General features: G+C 26.0%; 18 protein-coding genes. 7 read left to right on the forward strand and 11 right to left on the reverse strand.

Features of this window, described 5'->3' with window-relative positions; translation table 4 throughout:
* Positions 1-260: 260 nt before the first annotated feature.
* Positions 261-1,439: a hypothetical protein gene (locus tag EXC48_RS03945; RefSeq protein WP_129720935.1), complete on the reverse strand. Its 1,179-nt coding sequence runs from the start codon at positions 1,437-1,439 to the stop codon at positions 261-263.
* Between the two features lie 335 nt (positions 1,440-1,774).
* Positions 1,775-2,860 (reverse strand): hypothetical protein, encoded by a 1,086-nt coding sequence (locus EXC48_RS03950; protein ID WP_129720937.1) that lies wholly within the window; start codon positions 2,858-2,860, stop codon positions 1,775-1,777.
* A gap of 650 nt (positions 2,861-3,510) precedes the next feature.
* Between EXC48_RS03950 and EXC48_RS03955 the strand changes: the two genes are divergently transcribed.
* The 3 genes from EXC48_RS03955 (at position 3,511) to EXC48_RS03965 (ending at position 9,452) form a co-directional block, all read left to right on the forward strand.
* A complete protein-coding gene (locus EXC48_RS03955) occupies positions 3,511-7,467 on the forward strand; it encodes a family 20 glycosylhydrolase (protein WP_129720939.1) in 3,957 nt (1,318 codons plus the stop codon).
* A gap of 281 nt (positions 7,468-7,748) precedes the next feature.
* Positions 7,749-8,075, forward strand: coding sequence for a hypothetical protein (locus EXC48_RS03960; RefSeq protein ID WP_181441364.1), 327 nt, complete (start codon positions 7,749-7,751; stop codon positions 8,073-8,075).
* Positions 8,076-8,240: 165 nt separating this feature from the next.
* Positions 8,241-9,452, forward strand: a complete 1,212-nt coding sequence (locus EXC48_RS03965) for a DUF4116 domain-containing protein (RefSeq protein WP_129720941.1) — start codon at positions 8,241-8,243, stop codon at positions 9,450-9,452.
* A 38-nt stretch (positions 9,453-9,490) separates the two neighbouring features.
* Here the strand turns inward: EXC48_RS03965 and EXC48_RS03970 are convergent, their stop codons facing one another.
* Complete coding sequence (locus tag EXC48_RS03970) at positions 9,491-9,724, reverse strand: DUF2188 domain-containing protein (RefSeq protein WP_129720943.1); 234 nt, start codon at positions 9,722-9,724, stop codon at positions 9,491-9,493.
* A gap of 2 nt (positions 9,725-9,726) precedes the next feature.
* On the reverse strand, positions 9,727-10,173 hold the full coding sequence (locus EXC48_RS03975) for an RpiB/LacA/LacB family sugar-phosphate isomerase (protein WP_129720945.1): 447 nt from the start codon (positions 10,171-10,173) through the stop codon (positions 9,727-9,729).
* A gap of 76 nt (positions 10,174-10,249) precedes the next feature.
* On the opposite strand from EXC48_RS03975, the gene EXC48_RS03980 reads away from it, so the two are divergent.
* Positions 10,250-10,945 carry a pseudouridine synthase gene (locus EXC48_RS03980; protein ID WP_129720947.1) on the forward strand — a complete coding sequence of 232 codons (696 nt, stop codon included), beginning with the start codon at positions 10,250-10,252 and terminating at the stop codon, positions 10,943-10,945.
* A gap of 141 nt (positions 10,946-11,086) precedes the next feature.
* Here EXC48_RS03980 and EXC48_RS03985 read toward each other — a convergent pair whose 3' ends face one another.
* The 5 genes from EXC48_RS03985 to EXC48_RS04005 are packed head-to-tail and all read right to left on the reverse strand — an operon-like array spanning position 11,087 to position 17,638.
* A complete protein-coding gene (locus EXC48_RS03985) occupies positions 11,087-14,023 on the reverse strand; it encodes an AAA family ATPase (protein WP_129720949.1) in 2,937 nt (978 codons plus the stop codon).
* Between the two features lie 2 nt (positions 14,024-14,025).
* Positions 14,026-14,715, reverse strand: a complete 690-nt coding sequence (gene rnc, locus EXC48_RS03990; RefSeq protein ID WP_015287646.1) for a ribonuclease III — start codon at positions 14,713-14,715, stop codon at positions 14,026-14,028.
* Positions 14,708-15,682, reverse strand: coding sequence for a phosphate acyltransferase PlsX (plsX, locus tag EXC48_RS03995; RefSeq protein WP_129720951.1), 975 nt, complete (start codon positions 15,680-15,682; stop codon positions 14,708-14,710). Before plsX ends, rnc begins: the two co-directional genes overlap by 8 nt.
* Complete coding sequence (locus EXC48_RS04000; RefSeq protein WP_129720953.1) at positions 15,682-17,328, reverse strand: DAK2 domain-containing protein; 1,647 nt, start codon at positions 17,326-17,328, stop codon at positions 15,682-15,684. Before EXC48_RS04000 ends, plsX begins: the two co-directional genes overlap by 1 nt.
* A complete protein-coding gene (locus EXC48_RS04005) occupies positions 17,321-17,638 on the reverse strand; it encodes a hypothetical protein (protein WP_015287649.1) in 318 nt (105 codons plus the stop codon). Before EXC48_RS04005 ends, EXC48_RS04000 begins: the two co-directional genes overlap by 8 nt.
* A 120-nt stretch (positions 17,639-17,758) precedes the next feature.
* Here EXC48_RS04005 and recO point away from each other — a divergent pair, with 120 nt between their 5' ends.
* Positions 17,759-18,433, forward strand: a complete 675-nt coding sequence (gene recO, locus EXC48_RS04010) for a DNA repair protein RecO (RefSeq protein WP_041593828.1) — start codon at positions 17,759-17,761, stop codon at positions 18,431-18,433.
* Between the two features lie 15 nt (positions 18,434-18,448).
* Here the strand turns inward: recO and EXC48_RS04015 are convergent, their stop codons facing one another.
* Together EXC48_RS04015 and EXC48_RS04020 are read right to left on the reverse strand one after the other, a co-directional pair.
* Positions 18,449-19,072 (reverse strand): DUF402 domain-containing protein, encoded by a 624-nt coding sequence (locus EXC48_RS04015; RefSeq protein ID WP_223216328.1) that lies wholly within the window; start codon positions 19,070-19,072, stop codon positions 18,449-18,451.
* 35 nt (positions 19,073-19,107) lie between these two features.
* Complete coding sequence (locus EXC48_RS04020) at positions 19,108-21,327, reverse strand: MYPU_1760 family metalloprotease (RefSeq protein WP_129720956.1); 2,220 nt, start codon at positions 21,325-21,327, stop codon at positions 19,108-19,110.
* A 453-nt stretch (positions 21,328-21,780) separates the two neighbouring features.
* Here EXC48_RS04020 and EXC48_RS04025 point away from each other — a divergent pair, with 453 nt between their 5' ends.
* Complete coding sequence (locus EXC48_RS04025; protein ID WP_015287654.1) at positions 21,781-21,996, forward strand: MAG6790 family protein; 216 nt, start codon at positions 21,781-21,783, stop codon at positions 21,994-21,996.
* Positions 21,997-22,180: 184 nt separating this feature from the next.
* Positions 22,181-23,368, forward strand: coding sequence for an acetate/propionate family kinase (locus EXC48_RS04030; RefSeq protein WP_129720957.1), 1,188 nt, complete (start codon positions 22,181-22,183; stop codon positions 23,366-23,368).

A 23,368-nucleotide genomic window follows, 5' to 3' on the forward strand; every position in this document is an offset into this window, starting at 1 on the left:
AAAAACTTATAAATTTATCATCGCAAAACGAACAAGTTCCTTTTTTTTTTTTTTTTTTAGCAAAATGTAGTAAAATGAGAAAATTTAACTTTAAGATCTATATTTAAGTAAAAAAAAGCAAAGAAACTTACATATTTTTATTATTTAATAATGCATAATTTTAAATGTAAAAAATATTTTTCTATAATTTTATATAAAAAGAGCATCATTAAAATGCTCTTTCAATTATTATCTATGCTTTATTAAGCATTTTTTGAATTTTAAGCTCCTTGTGATGAATGAGGTTTTTTATCTTCATCTTGAGCATTTTTTAAAATTGAATTTAACTTTTTAAGATTTTCAATTAATCATTCAATATTCTTACCATGATTTTGCGATTGATTATTTTTTATTTCATCTGCTTGTTTTTTAAACTTATCTTTATTTTCTTTTGATAATTTACTTAATGAATCAATTTTAGGTATAAAACCAGAACGTCTAGCGGTTTCATAAATATTAAAAATTAATAAACTTTCAGTTCTACCCTCTCCTATTGAATTATCAGTTTGTAGAAATCCTTTTTTAAAATTTGTAATTTGTGAATTATTAAGTAGGCTGCTTAAAGATGATAATACATCATTATATTTCTTAATTTTCGCTTCTCAATCTGATGGTAAAACACTCGAAATTTCATTAACTGTTGATTTATCATTTAATTTTTCTTTAAATTTATCCTTAGCTGATTTTTCTTTGTTTTTGTCTAATTTAATATCTTTTTCTGGGTATGGTAGCTTATTGATATTTGAAATAACTTCATCAAGTTTTAGTTTAATTTGATCAAGTTGTTTATCAAATTCATTTAATTTTTCAATCTTTTTATCATTATCTACGTTATCATCTCCTTGAACTTTGATTGATTCAAGCATTTTTCTTAACTTTTCTTTTGCCGGCGCTTTTTCTGCTGGGTATGGAAGTTTTTCAATTTTCATTAATAATTCCATTGATTTTGTTTCAACTGTAACTTTTGGTTCAGGCAGTTGTGGTGTAGGAGCTGGTTTATCTTCTTGTTTTGAATCATTTTTACCTGCTTCGCCTTTATTTTGATCTTGTGTATTATTTTTTGAGTCATTGCTTTGACCAGTATTACCATTTTGTTCTGGAGTTTCTTTAGGCATTTCTGGAGTAGGTGTGCTAGGCGCATCTGGTGCAGGAGCACCTTCTTTTGGAGTCTCAGGTTTTTCTTGATTATTATGATCTGTCCCTGGTGCAGGATTTTGTGGCATTTCAGGTTTTCCTTGTTCTGGTGTAGTTGAATTCCCTTCATTATTGTTTTGATCTATTGCTTCTGTGCTAGAATCTTTTGGACTAGGTTTTTTAGCACAAGCAACCACACCAGCACCAATTAATGTTGAAATTGATAATAATCCAAGACCACTAAAAATTTTCTTGTATTTATTCATTATTCTCCTTAATACTTAAAAATTGTTAAAAATACTTAATATAGATTTAATAATTAGTTGTGTATGTAGTACGAGAAAATTTTAGTGATCAATCATTATAAAACTTATCAATTTATCATCGCAAAATGAACAAGTTCCTTTTTTTTTTTTTTTTTTTTAGCAAAATGTAATAAAATATGAAAATTTAACTTTAAGATCTATGTTTAAGGACAAAAGAGATGTGTTATTTTTTAAAAAAGTGATTTTTTTATCTATTAATATTTAATCATTAATAATAAATTTTCAGCAATAAATAAAAGAGAACGCATTAACGCTCTCTATAAAATTAATTTATTTTAACCTTTCATTATTGTTTTAGCATTTTCATCTTTGGCACTTTTTAATATAGTTTTTATATTATTGATATTTTCTTTTAATCAATCAACATTTTTACTGTGGTTGGTTTTTTGATTGTTATTTAATATTTTAACTTTGTCTTTAAATTTCTCTTGAATTTCCTTTTTCAGCTTTTTAAATTCAGGCTCAAAAACTGATCGTCTTACAGTTTCATAAACATTTCAAATTAATAAACTTTCAGTAAATTCACCTTCTTTAGAATCATCAGTTTGTTCAAATCTTTTAAGTAAAGAATTAATACGTCCTTTATCAAGGAAGTTATCTAATAATTTAAACACTTCATTATATTTTTCAATTTTATTAGTTCATCCATTAGGTAAAACTTTTGAAATTTCTTCAGCAGTAGCCTTATCATTAAGTTTTTCTTTAAATTTAGCTTTGGCAGATGTTTCTTTGCCTTTTGTTAAATTAACATTTGGATATTTTAATGCGTCAATATCTTTTGTTACTTTTTCAAGTGCTTCCTTGATTTTATTAAGTTTAGTCTCAAAAGTTACTAAACTAGCTAGCTTTTCTTCATTTGTTTTATTAGTTTCTTTTTTAATACTTTCTACTTCATCTTTTAATTTTTGTAATGCTGGAGCAGTTTTGCTTGGGTAACCAGGATTTTTTTCAATTTCAGCTAATAATGCATTTGATTTTTGCTCAACAGTTTCCTTAGGTTGTGGTTGAGGAGTTGGTTTATTTTCTTGTTTTGAATCATTCTTACCTGCTTCGCCTTTATTTTGATCTTGTGTATTATTTTTTGAGTCATTGCTTTGGCCAGTATTACCATTTTGTTCTGGAGTGTCTTTAGGCATTTCTGGAGTAGGTGTACTAGGCGCATCTGGTGCAGGATTTTGTGGCATTTCAGGTTTTCCTTGTTCTGGTGTAGTTGAATGTCCTTGATTATTGTTTTGATCTGTTGCTTCTGTGCTAGAATCTTTTGGACTAGGTTTTTTAGCACAAGCAACCACACTAGCACCAATTAATGTTGAAATTGATAATAATCCAAGACCACTAAAAATTTTCTTGTATTTATTCATTATTCTCCTTAATACTTAAAAATTGTTAAAAATACTTAATATAGATTTAATAATTAGTTGTGTATGTAGTACGAGAAAATTTTAGTGATCAATCATTATAAAACTTATCAATTTATCATCGCAAAATGAACAAGTTCCTTTTTTTTTTTTTTTTTAGCAAAGTGTAGTAAAATGTAAAAAATTCTATTTCTTGTTCATTATAGACTCCAAAGTAACTATTTTTAAAATAATTAATGTCATTATTTTCAATAAATGGAATAATTCATAATAATTATTTTCATTATTAACTAAAAAAAAAAAAAAAAAAAAAGATAACATAAAAATTTAGTCTTGATAAAAACCTAACATTTTTAATTTTTTATTTTTTTAAAATTTAATAGCAAAAAACACAATTATGTAAACAGTATAAATAATTTATAATATGGAAATATTTACATATATGAAAAAAAAAAAAAAAAACGTTCATTTCTATATTGTAGTTATAAACAGTTAATAATTTTTATATATTTTTTTCTTATCTCTTAAAATGCTGAATTATTTATATCTTATAAAATGAAATCACATTTCAATAATATTCTCATTATCTTTAACTTTGCATAATCTCAATACTAAAATTATCTATATTCATACATATAGAAAGAAGAGGAGATATGTCAAAAAAATTTTATGTATTAAACACTTTGATAGGAGCTAGTATTATAGTTCCAATGATCACTATTTCACAAAGCAATACAATAAAAAATAAAAATGAAATTAAGGATAACAAAAGTAAAAATATTGCCCTTTTTAAAAAAGTTGAATCAAGTTCAGTTAATGATACTGTAACAGTTGGACCAGAGAAAGTAGTGGATGGTAAGAAAAATACTTATTGACTATCAGATAGGTTTGAAGATGCTCCGATCGGCGGAAAAACCCAAAGTGGTCAAAGTAAAGCAAAAGACGGAAAAGGATCTTGATTATTAATTGATCTAGGCGAAAAACAAAAAGTAGGCTCATTTCAAATATTCCTAGATAGAGATAATATTTCTGAATATGAAATTTACGCCTCAGATACAAAGGAAAATATTGATAAACAAAAAAATAAAGTATATAGTTGAAAAAAGTCTGATAATGATTTAGAACAATTAGTATTATTTGGCAACTTCAAACAAGTCAAAGAAAATGTCCAATTTGTTAAATTTAAAGCATTAAAGTGACAAAAACAAGGCAGAACACAGGTTTTTAAAAATGAATTTGAAAAAAGAAAATTAAAAAATAGTATTTATGTAAATGAATTCGAACTGTACGCTGATGCTATGAATCTTGATAAAAATCCATATAAAATATTACAAAAATATGAAAACTGAAATCCTGAATATGACTCAACCAAAAAACAAATAAAATTACCTGATAGGATTGATTTAGAAACTACAAAAATAAAAGCTGATTATGAACAAATAGTTGATGAAAATGGAAAGGTTACTCAACCACTTACTGACAAAGATGTTGAAATTTTATTAGTGCATACTGATGAAAATGGGAGAAGATATCCACTTAAACCAAAAAAACCAAAAATCACTATTCCGGGATTACATAAACAACAAGATAACAAAAATCAAAAACCAAAAGTAGCAGTTGAAATTGCTGAATGATGATCAGATTCATCTGAAAAACTAAAAATTAAAGATAATTTAAAAGTATTTGTAAAAGGTAATTTAAGTCCTGAAATAAAAAAAATATTAGATGAATTTAAAAAAGATTATAAAGCATTATTTAATAAAGAATTAAGTTATCAATCTTTTGATAAAGATGCTGAATTAAAGAATAATGTTATTTTAGATTTATCAAATAAAAACATTAATGGTTTTGATAATGAAACATATAAAATGTCTATTGAAGATAATGTAATTATCACAGCAACACACAAGACAGGCGCAAATTGAGCAACAAGAACATTTTTACAAATGTTGCTATTAGATAAAGATTTCAGTATTCCAAAAGGAATAATGAAAGATTACCCTAAATACAAAGTTAGAGGTTTTTCTATTGATGTTGGTCGTAAACCAATTTCAATGCAACTTTTAAAGGATATTGTTAAACAAATGTCTTGGTATAAACTAAATGAGCTTCAAGTACATTTATCAGATAATTTAATTCAACTTGATGATTATTCATCGGAAAAAAATACAGAAAAAGATATTGAAAATAGTTTTAATGCATATTCAGGATGAAGGTTAGAATCAAGTAAATATAAAGAAATTAATGGTAAAAAACATTACTTACATAATGAAGATTATCACTATACTAAAAAAGAATTTAAAGAATTTATGAATTATGCACATGAATATGGTGTAAATATTGTTCCTGAATTAGACTTCCCAGCGCACGCTCTTTCAATCACTAAAATTTGAAAAAAATTTGCTATTAAACAATTTAATGATAAAAGTCAATATGGAAGCCTACATAAACCTTTAACAGATCATATTGATATTAAGAAAGAAGGTGCAAAAAAACTTATTAAAGAAATTTTAGATGATTATACCAAAGATGGTGCAATATTTGATAAAGCTTCAGGCACAACTGTTCATATGGGTGCAGATGAATTTTATGTCGATCATGATGCGTATTATGATTTTGTTAATGAAATGTTTAAATATTTTATAGATAAAGGTATTCAAGTTCGCTTATGAGGTAGTTTTTCGGCATTTAGATCAAAAACTAGATTTATAAAACCAGAGTATCGAGATAAAGTTCAAATGAGTATTTGAAATATAGGATTTTCACATCCGCAAGATATGTACAATGATGGTTATAACATTATAAATGTAATTGATTCACCAGGATATATAGTTCCAGATGGAGAAGGACAAAAAGGCCCATACAAAGACTTTTTAGATAACTCTAAGGTATATCAAGAATATGAGGCTAATACTTACTTATGATTAAACGGAAAAGTAGAACACAAGGTAGAACTACCATCAGGTTCAGATCAGGTTTTGGGTGGAATGTTTGCTTTATGAGGCGATAAACTCCTAGATACAAGAGCAACAGGGTTAAATGAATATGACCTATATGAAAGATTCAAAGATGCTGCTCCTTATTATGCAACTAAATTATGAGGAATTGGTTCAGATGGTTTAGATTCAGATTTTGAAGATTATAAAAATAATATTGTTAATAAACTAGGACAAGCTCCAGGAATTAATCCTGAACATAAAATTAGTTTAAATAAAAATCAAAGACAATACTTTAAATATGATTTTAAAGGAAAAACAAAAGAAGAAAAATTATTAGATAAAACTGGTGATTTTGGAATTTTAAATCTATCTAATAATGTTGAATTAGTGGATGATGAAGGTATAAATGCACTTAAAATAAATGATAAAACATCAAAAGTTAATTTAAATCTTGGTTTAATCGGTTTTGATAACAAGATCTCATTTAAAATCAAAAGATCTAAGCCCAAAACTGATCAAGAAGAAGAAGTGATATTTAGTGCAGATGCTCCATATGGACAAATTGCTATTAAAGCAAAACAAAAAGGTTCAAAGAATTTTGGATTTAGTCGTGAGTTAATGGATTATACTTTTAATTATGAATTACCTTATGATAAATGAGTAAATATTGAATTAGTAAGTGAATTTGATAAAGATAAAAAGCTCGCTAAAACAAAATTATTTGTTGATGGAAAAGAAACTGGTGGTGAGGCAATCGGAACAAATGGTTCAATGAAATATAATTACAATACAAATAAACCAGAAATTCATACATTTAAAAATTCATCATTATTTTTACCTTTAGATTATATTGGAGATGGTAAAAACACATTTAGTCGTTTGATAACCGATATTGAACATGTAAGCAAATTTAAAGATGATAAAAATAAAACAAAATATGAAGCACTAGATAAAATTCAACCAAAGTTAACAACAGTAAAAGTAAATAAAGTTGAAATTAATGATATTAACATCTCAAATATTGATGAAGCAAAATATGACTATCAATCGAAAATACTTCATAAATATAGTGATTTTATTGTAGTGAACATAACTATTAGTGATAAAACAAATAAAGATATTTTTATATCAAAAAACTTTGCATTAACTTTACACAGTACTGAACTAGCTCAAACAAAACAAACAATTGAAGCTATTAAAGGTTCAAGTGAGTATAATGAATTATTAAAATCTTTAAATAAAGAAGAAACAACTATTGAACAATTAAATAGTATAAATCTTAGGGCGAATGAAATACTTAAGAATCAAAAACAAAAAACTTTTAATCTTTTAAATCAATTAAAAAATGATAATAACTTAAAGCCAGAATTAAAAAATAAATTAGATCAAGCAAAAAGTTATAATGAACTGTTAGAATTAAATAAAGAAATTTCAAAAGCTCTAGAGCAACAAAATCTAAAGTCAATAGAGAAGCCAAAAGAACCTCAAAAACCAAAAACACCAGATAAGCCAATTGACAAACCAAAAACACAAAATAAAAAAACAAAGGAAATTTCAAAAAAATCAATATCTGGTATTATAATTGGCATCATTGTCTCTATTATTACTTTATTACTAATAATTAGTGGAATTTACTTTATCAAAACAAAGAAAAACAAAAATAAAAACTAATTTAAACACCTCCTAATCTAGGAGGTGTTTAAATTTATAAAACAAAAATGAGTATAACAATATTGAATTGTTGATACAAAAATCAATGTCTAGACTAAAAAAGATATGTAAATTAGAATCTATAATTCAATGAACTTGGTGAATTATAATACTTTTAATCCTATATTATAGACTCAAAAACTTACAAGACTCATAATGCTTCTTCAGTTCCTACATAGACAAAATATATTGTAATTGTTATAATTTTAACATCAATAACAAAATATAAATAAGGAAATATTATGAAAAAACGTTCAAAACTCATATTATTTAATTCATTTTTATTAGGCGGAATAGTTGCGCCTATCATGATAGTTTCAGCAACAAATAAACCTAATAATATATCTCAAAATATTGAATACTACAATTTATCACAGCAAAAAACAGAATGAACTCCAGTTTATGACCCCAAAACACATAAAATTATCATTCCAAAAGCTAAAGGTGATGATAAAGTACGCCTTGAAGCGGACTATGAACAAATAGTAGATGAACAAGGAAATGTTTATGAACCTTTAAATGATAAAGAAGTTGAAGTTATGTTAGTTTATGAAAAGAAAGTATCATAAATTGAATAAAAACAAATAATGTTTTTAACAAAGAATACTTTTATATGTGATGTATATATAGTATTCTTTGTTCTTTTTTTATTTAATCTCATAAACAAAAAAACTTATTTTTAAGAAATAAATGCTTTATAATAGATTTACAAACAAGCAGATTAGGAAATATGTATGAAAAAAATAAGAAAAATATTTAATAAATTAGGTCTTACTACATCAATTATTTTATTAAGCACTATCACTTCTTGTACAAATCAAGAATCTAATGAAAAACCTTCAATAAAGCATAATAATAATAATAATAATAGAAATAAGACAAAAGATGAAAGCAAAAAAAGTGAAAGAGAAAATGAAAAAACAAAAAATATTAAAAATGCAAAAGAGATAGTTAAATTATCAATTCAAAAACTTGAAGAACACCCAGAATATAATAAATTATTGGATAGACTTAATTCAAATGATGACTCAATTGAGAATTTAACAAAATTAAAACAAGATATTGATGAAATTTTTACCAACGAAAAAAATAATTTAAAAAATGAATTAAATAAACTTGAATCATCAGAAAAGATTGCTATTAAACAAAAAATTGAGGAATCTAATAATTACAAAACTTTAAAACAAATAAAATCTAATATTAAACAAAAACTTGAAGAACAAGAAAAACTTAAAAAAGACGTAGAAGAATTAGAAAATACCATTGAAAATATTAAAACTAAAAAGTCTAAATTAAGTGAGTTGGATGATAAATATAAAAAGAATAAAAATGTTGTTTTAGAAGCTATTAAAGTCGATGCGACACAAATTGAATTCGCTAATCAAGAGCTAAAAAATGATCTTGATGTTGTAAAAGAAGCCATTAATCAAAATGGTGAATTATTAAAATTTGCTTCTGATGAAATTAAAAATAATAAGAATGTAGTTTTATTAGCCATATCAAAAACAGCAAATGCATATAAATATATTTCTAATATTCTAAAAGCTGATGTTGATTTAGCAAAAGCAGCATTTGCAAAAGATGGTTTATTAATTAAAGAAGCAGACTCTAAAATAAAAACAAATAAAGAAATCGCTTTAATTGCAGTAAAACAAAATGGACTTGCTTTTGAGTTTATTGATGATAAATTAAAATCTAATAGCGATGTTGCAATTGAAGCATTTAAACAAAATGGACTTGCTTTGCAATTCGCTTCTGAATCATTAAAAAATAGTGTTTTTACTGCTAGATATGCAATAGTAAACAATCCAAAAGCTATTGAATTTGCAACTGAAAAAGTAAAAAAAGATCCTGAAATTATGTGTATTCTAGCTAAATTAGGAACACATCAAAAAAATGATCCTGATAAAATTTTAGAAGAATGTGAAGTTGCTTCAAATTCTTAAATCATTAAAAAATTGGACAAAATTGTCCAATTTTCATTTTATTTATTATAACCTTTACCATCACGGATTTTTCCGTTTTCACCATGTATATAATATGTTCCATTATTTTTTTTAGCTAAATCTCTCGCATATGGAATCGCTTCTTTTTGAGTTTCAAATAAAATTGTTGTTCTTTCTGCTCCTTCACGATAAACTCTTCATTTATCTTTTTCTTTATCTTTTGTTATATGTCAAATTGGTTTTAAATCTTTTTTAATTTCTTTATTTTCCATCTTTATTCCTCTATATCTAATTGATCAATTCTAATTTGGTGACGACCACCCTCGTATTTTGTATGAATATATTCATCAATAATTTTTTTAGCATCTTCAAATGCAATTTGTCTTCCACCAAACACGAGCACATTGGCATCATTATGTAATTTAGCAAAATGAGCATCTTCAATAGAAACGACCCTTGCGGCTCTAATGTGTTTATGTCTATTTAACGCATATGAAATACCTAAACCAGTACCACACATTGCTATACCAAAATCAGGATGTTTATCATTAATATAATTGGCTAATTTATGTCCTTGTTCAGCATAACTAATTGGAATTTCATCTGTTTCTGGACCTAAATCCACAACTTGATAGCCTAGCGTTTTTACATAATCTATTAATTTTTGTTTTAATCTAAACCCACCATGATCACTTGAAAATGCTATTATTTTATTTTGCATTTATACTCCTTAAAAGTTCTTGAAAATAACTAATTAATTATACAAGAATTAGACACAAATTATTATAATTTTATATATGAAACTAATTAGAATTGAAAAGTTTATAAGTAATAATTTAGGAATTTCTAGAAATGAAATTAAGCGACTAATAAAACAACAAAAAATAAAAGTAAATAATCAAATTATAAATAAAATTATCCATATTACTGATAAAGATAAAATAACCATTAATGATGAAATAATTCAAGACTTTTCTCGTGTTTACATAATGTTAAATAAACCAAAAGGTTATATTTGTGCCAACCATGATAAATACCATAAAACAGTTTTTGATTTATTAGAACATAAATATCAAAATATCAAAAATCTTCACACCATTGGACGCTTAGATAAAGACACAGAAGGTATATTAATTTTAACTAATGATGGAGAACTTACTCATAATTTAGTATCATCAAAAAAACATATTCCAAAAACATATTATGTAAAGGTAGACAAAAAGCTAAATGATGATCTTATTTTTCAGTTCAAAAAAGGTGTTAATATAAATGAAAAAAAGCTAACTAAAAGTTCAGAATTAAAAATTCTGAATGACTTTGAGGCAGAATTAATAATTTCAGAAGGTAAATTTCATCAAATTAAAAGAATGTTTCAAGCATTTAATTATAAAGTTATTGAACTTAAAAGAATTAAATTTAATAATTTAAAACTACCTAATTCCCTAAAATTAGGATCATATCTTGTGATAAAAAAAGAAGATTTAACTAAATAAAACTAAAAAATAACAAATTATTTATTATGACTTATTAAAAAGTAAATTAAGTAGATTAATTCGTTAATAATACAATATTATCTACCTTTTTAAATATTCTAAATAAAAATATTCAGATCACACTGAATATTTTTATTATTTTTAATCTTGATCAACTAATTTTTTAGCTTCTTCTAGTTCAACACTAAAAAAGTTTGTAACTCCCCGTTTTTGCATTGTTGCACCAAATAAAGCATCAACTCTTGTCATAGTTCCTGTTCTATGAGTAATAACTAAAAATTGAGTTTGTTGTTTAAGTTCTTGTAAATATTCAGCATATCTAATAACATTAGCTTCATCAAGCGCAGCTTCCACTTCATCTAAAATACATAATGGAAGAGGTCTTGCTCTAAGAATAGCAAATAATAATGAAATTGCAATAAGTGATTTTTCGCCACCAGAAAATAATTTTAAGTTTTTAACAGTTTTTCCAGGGGGCTGAGCATAAATGCTAATACCACTTTCAAGAATATTTTTTGGATCAATGAATTCTACTTTTGCAGTTCCACCACCAAACATTGATGAGAATACTTTATGAATTTCACGATTTACATCATTAACAATATTTGTCAATCTGGTTACTATTTTTTTATCCATTTCAGCAATAGCAGCTAAGCAAATATTTTTAGCCTCAATAACTTCATCACGATTTTTGACATCATTTTGATATCTTGCATCAACCTCTTCATATTCCTGAATTGATTCAAGATTTACATTTCCTAATTCAGATATTTCTAATCTAAGATTTTTAACATTTTCAGCAGCTGCCTCTGGCGAAATTGTTAAAGGATAATTAGCCTTTGCATTTTCGAGTGTCAAACCATAATATGAAGTCAATCTTTCTTTATCGACCGCCAATGAAGCTTTAGCTTTTTCATTTGCATTAGTTTTATTAGTAAATGATGAAAGTAATTGACTTAACATTCCATTTTGCTCATTATTCTTTTTGTTCAACACTTGTATATCAGCATCTAATGAATCTTTTTGTTCAATTGCTGTTGTAAGATCAAAATCTAAAATAGCTAACTCACTTCTTTTTTGAGAAATTGTTTTTTCAGTTTCATTCAATTTAGTAAGATCATCAGTCATATCTAATGCATCATTAGAAAAGTCAATATCTGTTTTATGTTTATTTATTTGACTTTTTATATCAAAAATTTTTGACGAAAGTGTTTTAATTACAACTTCTTTATTCTTTTGTCTTTGTTCTTTAAGCATTAATTCTTGATTTTCTTTTGAGACATTAGATTTTAACTTCTCGATCATTGCTGATAAACCAGGAAGAAATTCCTCATTTTCTCTAATTTTATCGTCTAGTCCTAAAATATTTTCGGAAGCTTCTTTAGTACCACCGACCATAATACCACCGACCCTAATAATATCTCCATCAAGAGTTACAACCATATATTTCTTATCCATAATGGTTGAAATTTCATTAGCGGTTTTAATATCGGAAACAACAATAACATTACCTAATAAAAACTCATTTAATACTCTATATTCTTCTGAAACTGTAACTAACTCAGAAGCAATACCAACAAATCCAGGATTATTTCTAATCACTAATAAATAATCATCTCTAACAAATTTAGATTTAATGGTTGATAAAGGAATGAATGTTGCTCTACCACCATCATTAGATTTTAAGAAATTAATTGCTTTAACAGCTGTATCAGAATGATCAACAACTATATGTTGAGCAGCACCTTTCAAAATGGTTTCAAGTGCAGGAAGATATTCTTGTGAAGTTTTAATCAAATCAGCAACAATACCTTTGATGCCTCTAAAATTATTTTTATTATCTAAAATGGTTTTTGTACCTTTAAATAGGTTTGTCTTACTATCCCTTATTCTTTTTAATTGATTTAAATTAAATTTAATATTGCGTTCTTGTTCTAAATGATTATTTATTTCAATATTAATATTGTTTATTTTTTTTCTTAATTCATTAATTTCATTATCAAGTTCATCTTTTTCTTTTAATGAATTTTGATAATTTTCTTCAAAAGTTTTTAGGTCTATTCCTAGTGAATTTACTGTACTAATAAGAGCATTCATTCTTTCTTTTTCATCGAACTGACCTTTTCCTTCTGCAACTACGGCTCTTCTGGCTTTTGCCTCCATTATGGTTTGTTCTAATGAAGAAATATGTGCTTCTATTACTTTTTTATTAGCTGAGAATTGAGAAATAATTTTAGTAATTTCTTTTATTTTATCTGTTTTCTCATTTATTTGATCTGAAAGACTTTTGATATCATTTTTATATGCGATCTCAGTTTCAGCAACTCCTGCCAATTCTTCACTAAGCTGATTATGAATTTTGGTATTTTTTTCAATTTCATAAACTAAATAACCGACTTCAATATTTTTTAAATCATCACTTATTTGTTTATATTTATAAGCTTTTTCAGCTTGCTTTTTAAGAACCGACAATCTTTTTTCAAGTTCATTGATTTTAGTATCAACAATTTTTAAGGTTTGGTCTGCCGATTCAAGTTTTCTAGTTGCTTCAATTTTTCTAAATTTATATTTCGAAACACCTGCTGCCTCTTCAAAAATTAATCTTCTATCATCATCAGAAGATTGAGCAATGTCAGAAACTGTTCCTTGCGAAATGATAGCAAGAGAACTTTTTCCAATACCTGTTTCCATCGCTAGAGCTTTAATGTCTTTGTGTCTTGCTTTTTCACCATTAATAAAATAATCATTAATTCCTTTTCCACGTTCTAAAACACGTGAAATAGTAATAAAATCAGCATCAATAGAACTTATTCTATCTTTATTATCAAAGGTTAAAGAAACCTGAGCCTTATTCATTGGTTGAACAGTTTTAGAACCAGCAAAAATAACATCTTCCATTGTATCACCACGCAATTCTTTTGAGCTTTGTTCTCCTAAAACTCATCTTATTGCATCGTTTATATTGCTTTTTCCTGAACCATTGGGTCCAACAATTCCTGCAACCCCGCCGTCAAAGCGTAATACAATTGGATCTGCAAATGACTTAAATCCATGTGCTTCTAACTTAACTAACTTCATTTTTACCCCTTATTTAATTTTTTTAATGCATCTTTTGCTGCATTTGTTTCAGCTTCCTTCTTTGTTGTTCCGCAGCCGATTCCATAAATATTTTTATTATGTATTGCTTTCGCTTCAAAAGTTTTATTTTCCTTTTCTTCAACAAAATATGAGATATTTTCTCTACTAAAACTTTGAAAATGTTCTTGTAATTCTGTTTTTGGATCCTTGTGATCTGAAATAATTAAACTCTTATTCGAAATTTGTGAAAGCAAATGTTTTTGAACAAATTCCTTTGCTTTTAGCAATCCTTGATCTATAAAGATTGCGCCTAATATAGCTTCAAAAACATCTGCTTGCACCTTCATTGAACCGGTTACTTCATAATACATTTGACCGGGTCCGGTTCTCAAAAGTTTTATTAATCCTAGTTTTTTAGATAATTCGGATAACGTTTCAGTTTGTACTATTGATGAACGATATCTTGTTAACTCTCCTTGAGATGCTTCATTGATTTTTTTAAAAATGTGCGCAGAAACAATGAAACTTAGTATTGCATCACCTAAAAATTCTAAGCGCTCATAATTATATGCTTTTGTATCATTTCTATTAAATGATTTATGTGTAGTAGCTTGATAAAAATATTCTAATTTTTTAGGAATTATTTTTTCTTTTTTTAAAAATTCTAAAATTTTACTTTCATAACTAGACATTTTTAAATTCCCTTAATTTTTTATCAAGCTCTTTTTCAATTGCATAATACATTTGGAATAAGGCGCTATATATTGATTTTTCATCACTTGAACCATGAATTTTCAAGGCTAAATTATTAACTCCAATAACCCATGCAGCTCCTACGTTACGATAATCTAAAACATTCATAACCTTTTTAAAAGCCGGTTTCATTAATAAAGCACCAATTTTAGTTCTTATTGAAGATAAAGCAGTCGATTTAATCGCATCTTTAAAAGTAAAAATTGCTCCTTCATAACTTTTCAAAACTAAATTACCTCCGTATCCATCAATCACGGCAACATCATACATTCCTCTTAAAATATCTCTTGGTTCAGAAAAACCAATATAATTAAGTCTTTGATCATTTTCGATTAATTTAGCAGCTAATTTAACATATTCCAAGCCTTTATACTCTTCTGTACCAATATTTAAAAGTGTTACTTCTGGGTTTTTAGAACTAAAAATTGTTTTATGAAAAATTGTTGCTAATTTTGCTCATTCATAAAGATTTTCAGGCTTAACTTCCAAGTTCGCACCGACATCTAATAAAAGCACCTTTCTCCCATTCAATCCGGTAGCAACAGGCATAAATGCCGGGCGTAATATGCCTTCAATTCTTTTTGATTTAAAAATTAATGAAGCAATGTAACTGCCGCTATCACCTCCTGAAATCACACCATCATTTTCATTATTAACTACTGACATAATTGCTTGATTCATAGATGTTTTTTCTTTTAACATTGCTCTAATATTTTTTGGATCAGATGGAACTAAGCTATTTTGAATTAATTTTATCTGAGAATTTTCCATTAGTTTTAAACCATTAAAATCACCTATCAATGTAACCCTAACATCTTCAAATTTTTTTGTAAATTCTAATACTGAATTATATACCACATATGGGCCATTATCAAGACCATTTGTATCAATTATAATTTTCTTCATTATTCAACCCCTATCAAATAATGATAATTAGGTTGGTTCCCTTCTATAATTTCTACTTCAATATCATAATTTGAATTTATAAAATTTAACAATTCTTCTGACTCACTTATGCTTCCTTCATCGCCATAATAAATCGAAATTATCTCACTAGAGCTCTTAATCATTTTAGTAGTTAATGTTTTCAAGGCTTGGCTAGCTGTTCTTGTGCTAGCAATAATTTTGCCATTAAGAATTGCAAGATAATTTCCGACTTTAATCTCGATACCATCTATTTTTGTATTTCTAATTGCCTTTGTAATCATTCCAGTTTGTACATCTTCAATTGAATCAACCATAATTTCATTATTTTCTTCTGGTTCAAAATCTGAGTTAAAATTTAATACCGCTGTAATACCTTGAATTTGTGTTTTAGTCGGAATGACAATAACGTTTTTATCATCAACGACTTGTGCTGCTTGTTGAGCAACCAAAATAACATTTGAACTATTAGGTAAAATAAAAACATTATCTGCATTTACTGAATTAATTGCGTTTATCAAATCCTGTGCAGATGGATTTTGGGTTTCACCTGATTCTACAATATAATCAGCACCTAATTCCTTCATTTTACTAATGATACCGCTTCCTAAATTACATGAAACAACAGCACATTTTTTACGATCTTGATTTTTCTTTGATTCATTAAATTTTTCATTATTAGCTTTTGAATTATTAGCTTGCAAAGTCATATTTTCTGATTTAATTTTAATAAATTCACCATATTCCTGAGTAATATTTAAAAATTCTCCTGGTTTTTCAGTGTGACCATGAACTTTTAAAATGTTATCATCATTAACAACAACAAGGGAATTAACTTGTTTAGATATTTTTTTAATAAAAGATTTTTTGTTAAACTTCTCAGGTTCATTAAGATCAATTAATACCTCAGTACAATACCCAAATTCACCATCATAAACTTCTTTATCACTTAAAAATATTGATACTTCTTCTGTTGCATTTGAAATTTCAACTGGTCTTCCATTTAAATATTCATTAATACCTCAAAAAATTTTATAAAGACCTTCTCCACCTGAGTCAGTTACTCCAACTTCTCTTAATATTTTTAATTTATTAGGAGTTTCATCACAACTTTTTCTACTAAAAGTAAGTACATCAGCTCAAATCTCTTGTAATGAGACATGTCTATTTACATCTTTATATTTTGCAACTACATTTTCAGTTGTTTCTCTAATTACAGTTAAAATTGTTCCTTCAACCGGTTTAAATACAGATTTATATGCTCGATCAACCGCTTGTTCTAGCGCATCTAAAAATTCATCTAAATTTAGGTTTTCCATGTTTTCACAACCGATTGAAAAACCTTTAAAAATCTGGCTTAATATAACACCAGAATTACCTCTAGCCTCATAAATCATTGCAGTTGAAATAATTTTAGACACTTCTGAAATAGAAGTTTTATTTGATACTTGTGACATTTTAGAACCAATTGTACCAACTGTAGAAGCTAAATTAGTTCCAGTATCCCCATCCGGTACCGGAAAAACATTTAAAGCATCAATTTTATCTTTTGAGTTTATTAATGCATTAGCACCAGAAATAATTGCCTTTGCAAATGTCAAACCATCTAAAAGCACTTTTTTATTCATTAACAACTCCTTTTAAATAGATTGTAAGATTATTAAATTTAATTTTGTTCTGTTTAAATTCATAACTTAGTTTTTTATATAATTCAGTATTTAAATCTTTAACTCTAATTCCACTTAAAACTGAAATAGCTATTTGAAAATTTCAACCTTCAATAGTTTCGTTTGCAATAATCATATCTTCAAGCGGCAATAACTCATTGTCATTAATTGTCAGAATTGTATCAACATATGAAAGCTGGTGTAATTTCTTAATTCCAGGAGTTGATGTAATTATTCGGATAAAAATTTCTTTTATTTCTTTTTTATTCATAATAGCCTCATTAATAATCGATTGAAATTAATATGATATTTTAATAATATTGATATTATTATAATGCATAAATGTATTTTTTGAAACATATATATATTACTAAATAATCATAGGAGCAATATGTCCGTTAATATTGAAAAAGCAATTGTAATTGATATAAATCTCAAGAGTGATAACAATCATATTGTAACTTTTTTTAACCAAAAAGGCATTTTTAGATTAGTTGCAAGCGGGATAGATAATTTACTTTCTAAAAATCGTAATAATTTACAACTCGGTTCCATTGTTGAAATAGCATATTTCCCCACTAGATTAAAAGGCAAGATAGGGAGATTAAGATCTGCATACTTAGAAACCTTATTAAACCTTTTAGAAATATCGAATTTAACATTTTTTAAAAATATTTCAAATCTTTTAAAAAATATAAATTCATCAAATCATTTATTCGAACTTTATCAAAGAGTTTTTCCATTTATTGGTAAAAAATATAATAGCAAACTAATGACTTTTTTTTATGCTCAAAGTTTGTTTTACTTTGGTATTGATCCGAATTATAACCAATGTAGAGTATGCCATAGAAAAAATAATTTAATAAACTTTAATATTGATAAAGGCGGTTTTATTTGCAATCGCCATTCTAAAGATGAGCCAATACAAAGTATTGAATATCTTAATGCAATTTGACTATCATTTAACAATTTCAAAAAATACATATTCACAATTGGATATAACTTAAATTATAAAATAAAAAATCTATATATTAACATAATTAAAGAAGCAGGATACTATGTATAAAAAACCCGTTAGACTTTAACGGGTTCTACGACGGTATCTGCGAGCTAAATTATGGATCATATCTGTTTCTTCTCACAAGCTTTTTTTATGAACGCAACGATAAGAATTTAATTTATGTTCATTAATTAATTTATCTTTAAACATTATATCTAAATAATAGTCGATAATTGTATCATTGAAGAAATAACCATTCATGCTATATAATTCCACAACGTTTCTTACTTCTTTAAAAATTTTAGTTTTAGTTAATTTAGAATATCCATAATATCTTGAATTTTCATTAAATTCTTCTTTATCAACTATTTGCAATTCCTTAGTTGGATAACTTTTTAAATCAAGATCATAATCAATAAATTTAATAGTACGATCTTCAAAAATTGGATATGATGATAAATTAATATAATAAGATTTACCAATACCGGATTTAAATAAAACAATTGCATTATAAAATGATTTTTTTGGTATGAACCATAAAGCATCATCTTTATAAATTCAACCCTTTCTGGCTTTTAAAGTTTCGGTTACTCTAGTTCCTTTTAATGACAAAACAATATGTCTCTTATTATGAAATATAACTTTCGCATTGGTTCATTGACGATATAAAAAACCATCATGTTTATAAGCTTGGATATTTATCATTTTACCAACCTTAACTTGACTAAAATCTCATTCCATTAACTTTCTGTCCTTTTATTTAAAATTCTAATAATAGTTTTATTATCATTATTTTCTACAATAAATTTATTAAAATCATATAATGAAACATTAGTTGAACGTTGAGATGAAACTGCTCTTTGAGTTGGCAATGTGATTTTTTTATCTAACAATAATTCATCATCTGTTGCAATGTTATCATTATTGATATCATTTCACAAATATATTTCAGTATCATCATCATTAACAGTTATATAATCATTTGTAATATAACTTACATAATTTTCAGAATAACCTGCATCGGCTGGATAATATCTATTTTCTATTTGCTTTTGTCTATCAGAGGTTAAATAATACTTATTTTCATCAATTTCATATAGCTTAGCACCTTCATCATAATTTTTATGACCAAAAAAACTAAAAGTACTTAAGTACTTAAATTTAGAACTTCCATAAATACCATTTTTGCCTTTTAAAACTATACCTGATACTTTCTCATTTGCTTTTAAATAACCAGAAAATTTAATGTTGTTTGCGGCACTTCGATCATATTTCACATTATTTTTATCAACGGGTGTAACCTTATTTTCATAATAAATTTGGCTAATTGTTTTTCCATATCCCATTGTTTCTAAAAATAATTTATAAAATTCTAAAGATCTATTTTTTGATTTAACACTAGGTAATTTTGCCTTCACTTTCTTGTTATTCTTATTTTCAATATATCTAAATCCGCTAATGTCAAACACTGAATTCGGAAAAGCAATTGCATTATCTTTTCTTGTTCCATCATTAGGATTAATTCCCACACCATCTTGAAATCAATATTGTCTAGTTGGTGAATCGAAATTATTTAAATATGTTTTTGATCAATCTTCTGCATTTCCAGAAGGTGAAAAAACCTTTATTTTTCTGCCTTTTTTATCAAGAGTAATGAATCTAGTTCCAAATCAATTAATGGTTGCCTTTTCTTCAATTTCATTATCTAATGATTTATTTTCATCATTAATCGAAAAATATGACTCATAACCATATTTTGTATATTCTCTAGGAATAAGCTCAGTTAATGAAAAGTTATATTTCAATCTTGGTGTTGATAAAGTAAATGCTCCACTTGGTGAATATGGCATCTCTAAATTGGCAGGTGGATTATTAAATAAATAATTTGGGGTTTGAAACTCATTTGAAAGTCTTCAAATATCATTTAATGACAGTTTCATATGCAATAAATTTCTAGGATAGTTTTCTTCCGGACTCAACGAGTTAATTCTCAATTTATATAATGTTGAAGGTTCAATATATGATTTTTTATTAAAATCATAATTTAATAATTTATAAAATTTAGAGGCAAAATAAGCATTTCAAAATTGTTGAGATCCATGTGTATGATTGGTATTTTCGGGTGTTGTTGAGGGATTATAATATATTAATGTTGTTTGCCTTTTATTTATATCATCACCATTATTAATATCAACTTTTTCGTCATCTAAAATACCGGTTTCAGCATAAGTTGTAGCTCAATGATGCATATATTCATGAAATATTGTTGGCATTAGTCCGCCTATTATTTCATATGAACTAAAATCTTTTTCAGCAAATATTGAACCATTAATAAATATTTTTTTAAATTCAGGTAAATATAATCCATTTGCATTTTGATTTATAACAGTAAAATCATTAATATTAATTGAGTCAAGGTCAAAAACTTCTGTACCAAATGGAATTTTTCTCTTAAATTCTTGGGCTAAATTTAAAAGACCTTCTCTATCTAGTAGATATCTCCTTGATCCATCTTTGTCCTGATGATAACTAAAATCTCTGAACTTAATATTTGTATATGGGTCAATATATTCTAAATAATAGTCATCTTTTCTTTTATATTCTTTAATTTCACTATAATCACTAATTGAAACGCCGTTATAGCGATTTAAAACTTTTTCTTTATTTTCGTTTGATAATCCAGGAGTTAAATAAACTTCACTTTCTTGGATTGGAATTAAAGTTTCATTATTCTTAGACTCTTCGTTAGGTTCTTTTGGATTAAACTTTTCAATATTCGGTTTTGAGTGAGGAGGTTTAGGTTTAATAATAATAGGTGGTGTCACTTGCACATCTGGCGGGTTCTCTTTTGTGTTTCCGGTATTTAAAACACTATCGATTAAACTACAAGATGTTAAAATAGATAATCCTGAAAACAAACCTATTGATATAGGCAGTCTTAAAAACTTCTTTTTTTTCATTTTTTCCTCCGCTTTAAAATATAGATAATTTTACTACATAATAAATTTTATTTTTTATATTTTATTTATTAAAGATTTCTATAGATTTTATTATTAACATACTTAAATAAACTAAAAATTTCATTATTTTTATTTAAGTATGTTAACTCTACTGCAATGTATATAAAGTTAAATTTAATATAAAAGAATTTTAACTTTATATACAAATTTTCCTTATCATAAAAGATTATAAATTATATTAAGTTTCATATTATTATTTTGCAAAAAATGCATAAAACAACTAAATTTAATCAAAATTAACACTTTTATCATTTTTAGAAAATTTTAAACATTAGTAAAACAAAAAATGGTAAAAATATGAAAAAGCAAGTTAAAAGGTCAACTTTTTGTTCTGTTTTGTAAAATTTCTATCAATAATTTATATAATATTAATAGAAATACGGAGGAAATATTATGTACAAATATAAAGCTCGTCTATTATCAAATAGTGAAATTGTAGCTAAAGCTAACTCATTAGAAGAGTTAGAAGGATTAATAAAGGGATTCCGTCGTGGCCAAAAGCACGGTGTTCACACAAAAGCAAATGAAAAAATTGAAATAATTCATGTTGAAAGGGATAATCTAAAAGGTGAACACTATTCAAAGGAGAATTTAATAAAAATCGTATAAAAATAAATTTAAATTACTAGGAATTATTCCTAGTTTTTTATTCAAAATAATATAATAAACTAGGAAAATGTTAATTATCAATAAAAAATGTTTATAATATTAAAATCTAATAATAAACTAGTCAAATGTGATATCAATATCTTATTAATAAAATGTTTTATAAGGTTAAGATCAAGGAGACAAAATGAGTAAAATTCTAGTTATAAATGCTGGAAGTAGTTCAATTAAGATAAGTTTATTTTTAAAAGAAAACTACAAATTGATCGCTAATGGAATCGCAGAACGAATAACTCTTGATTTGAGTAAAATAAGCATAAAATATAATGGCAAAAAATATGAAAAAGAGATAAAATTGCCAGATTATGAAACCGCAATTAATGAGCTTTATAAACTAATGCATAAAATAGAACTTGTAAAATCAAAAAAAGAGATCCAAAATATTGGTTTTAGAGTTGTTCAAGGGGGAAATTACATCAATAACACAGTTATAATTGATCAAAATATAATCGATATTATTGATAAATGTTCTATTTATGCACCACTACATAATCCAGGAGCTTTACAATCTATTTTAGGATTTAGAAAAGTGTTTCCTGAAGCTATATTAACTGCTGATTTTGATACATCTTTCCATTCAACTATCGAAAAAGTCAACTACGTATATCCAATTAATAAAGAAATTACTGAAAAATATAATGTAAGAAAATATGGTGCGCACGGAATAAGCCATCAATTCATAACGGAAAAACTAAGCCAAATTTTAGATAAAGATAGAGTGACTTTTATTAATTTACATCTAGGTAATGGGGCAAGTATATGTGCTGTAAAAGATTCAAAATCAATTGATACTTCAATGGGTCTTACTCCACTTGCTGGCATTATGATGGGAACAAGAAGCGGAGATATTGATCCATCAATTCATCAATTTGTAATGAAATCAATGAATATAAACATTGATCAATTCACAAACATTTTAAATAAAGAAAGTGGTTTAATGGGGGTCTCAGGTATTTCCAGCGATATGAGAGACCTTAGAAAAGCAATAGATGAAAACAATAAAGATGCATTATTTGCACTTGAATTATTTACTCAAAAAATAGCTGATTATACATCTATATACTTTAATAAATTAGGCGGAAAAATTGATGCAATAGTTTTTACAGCTGGAATAGGTGAAAATAATGCATATGTTAGATCTGAAATAATAAATAAGTTATATTTTAGAAAAATTAAACTAAGTCAAAAATTAAACAATGGCAAAATTGGTGAATTTCAATTAATTTCTACATTTGATAGCGAAATTCCCGTATATGTTATTAGAACTAATGAAGAATTAGTAATTGCTAGAAACTCTGTTAATATAACTGATTAA

This window comes from Mycoplasmopsis cynos (genome assembly GCF_900660545.1).
GTDB lineage: Bacteria > Bacillota_I > Bacilli_A > Mycoplasmatales > Metamycoplasmataceae > Mycoplasmopsis > Mycoplasmopsis cynos.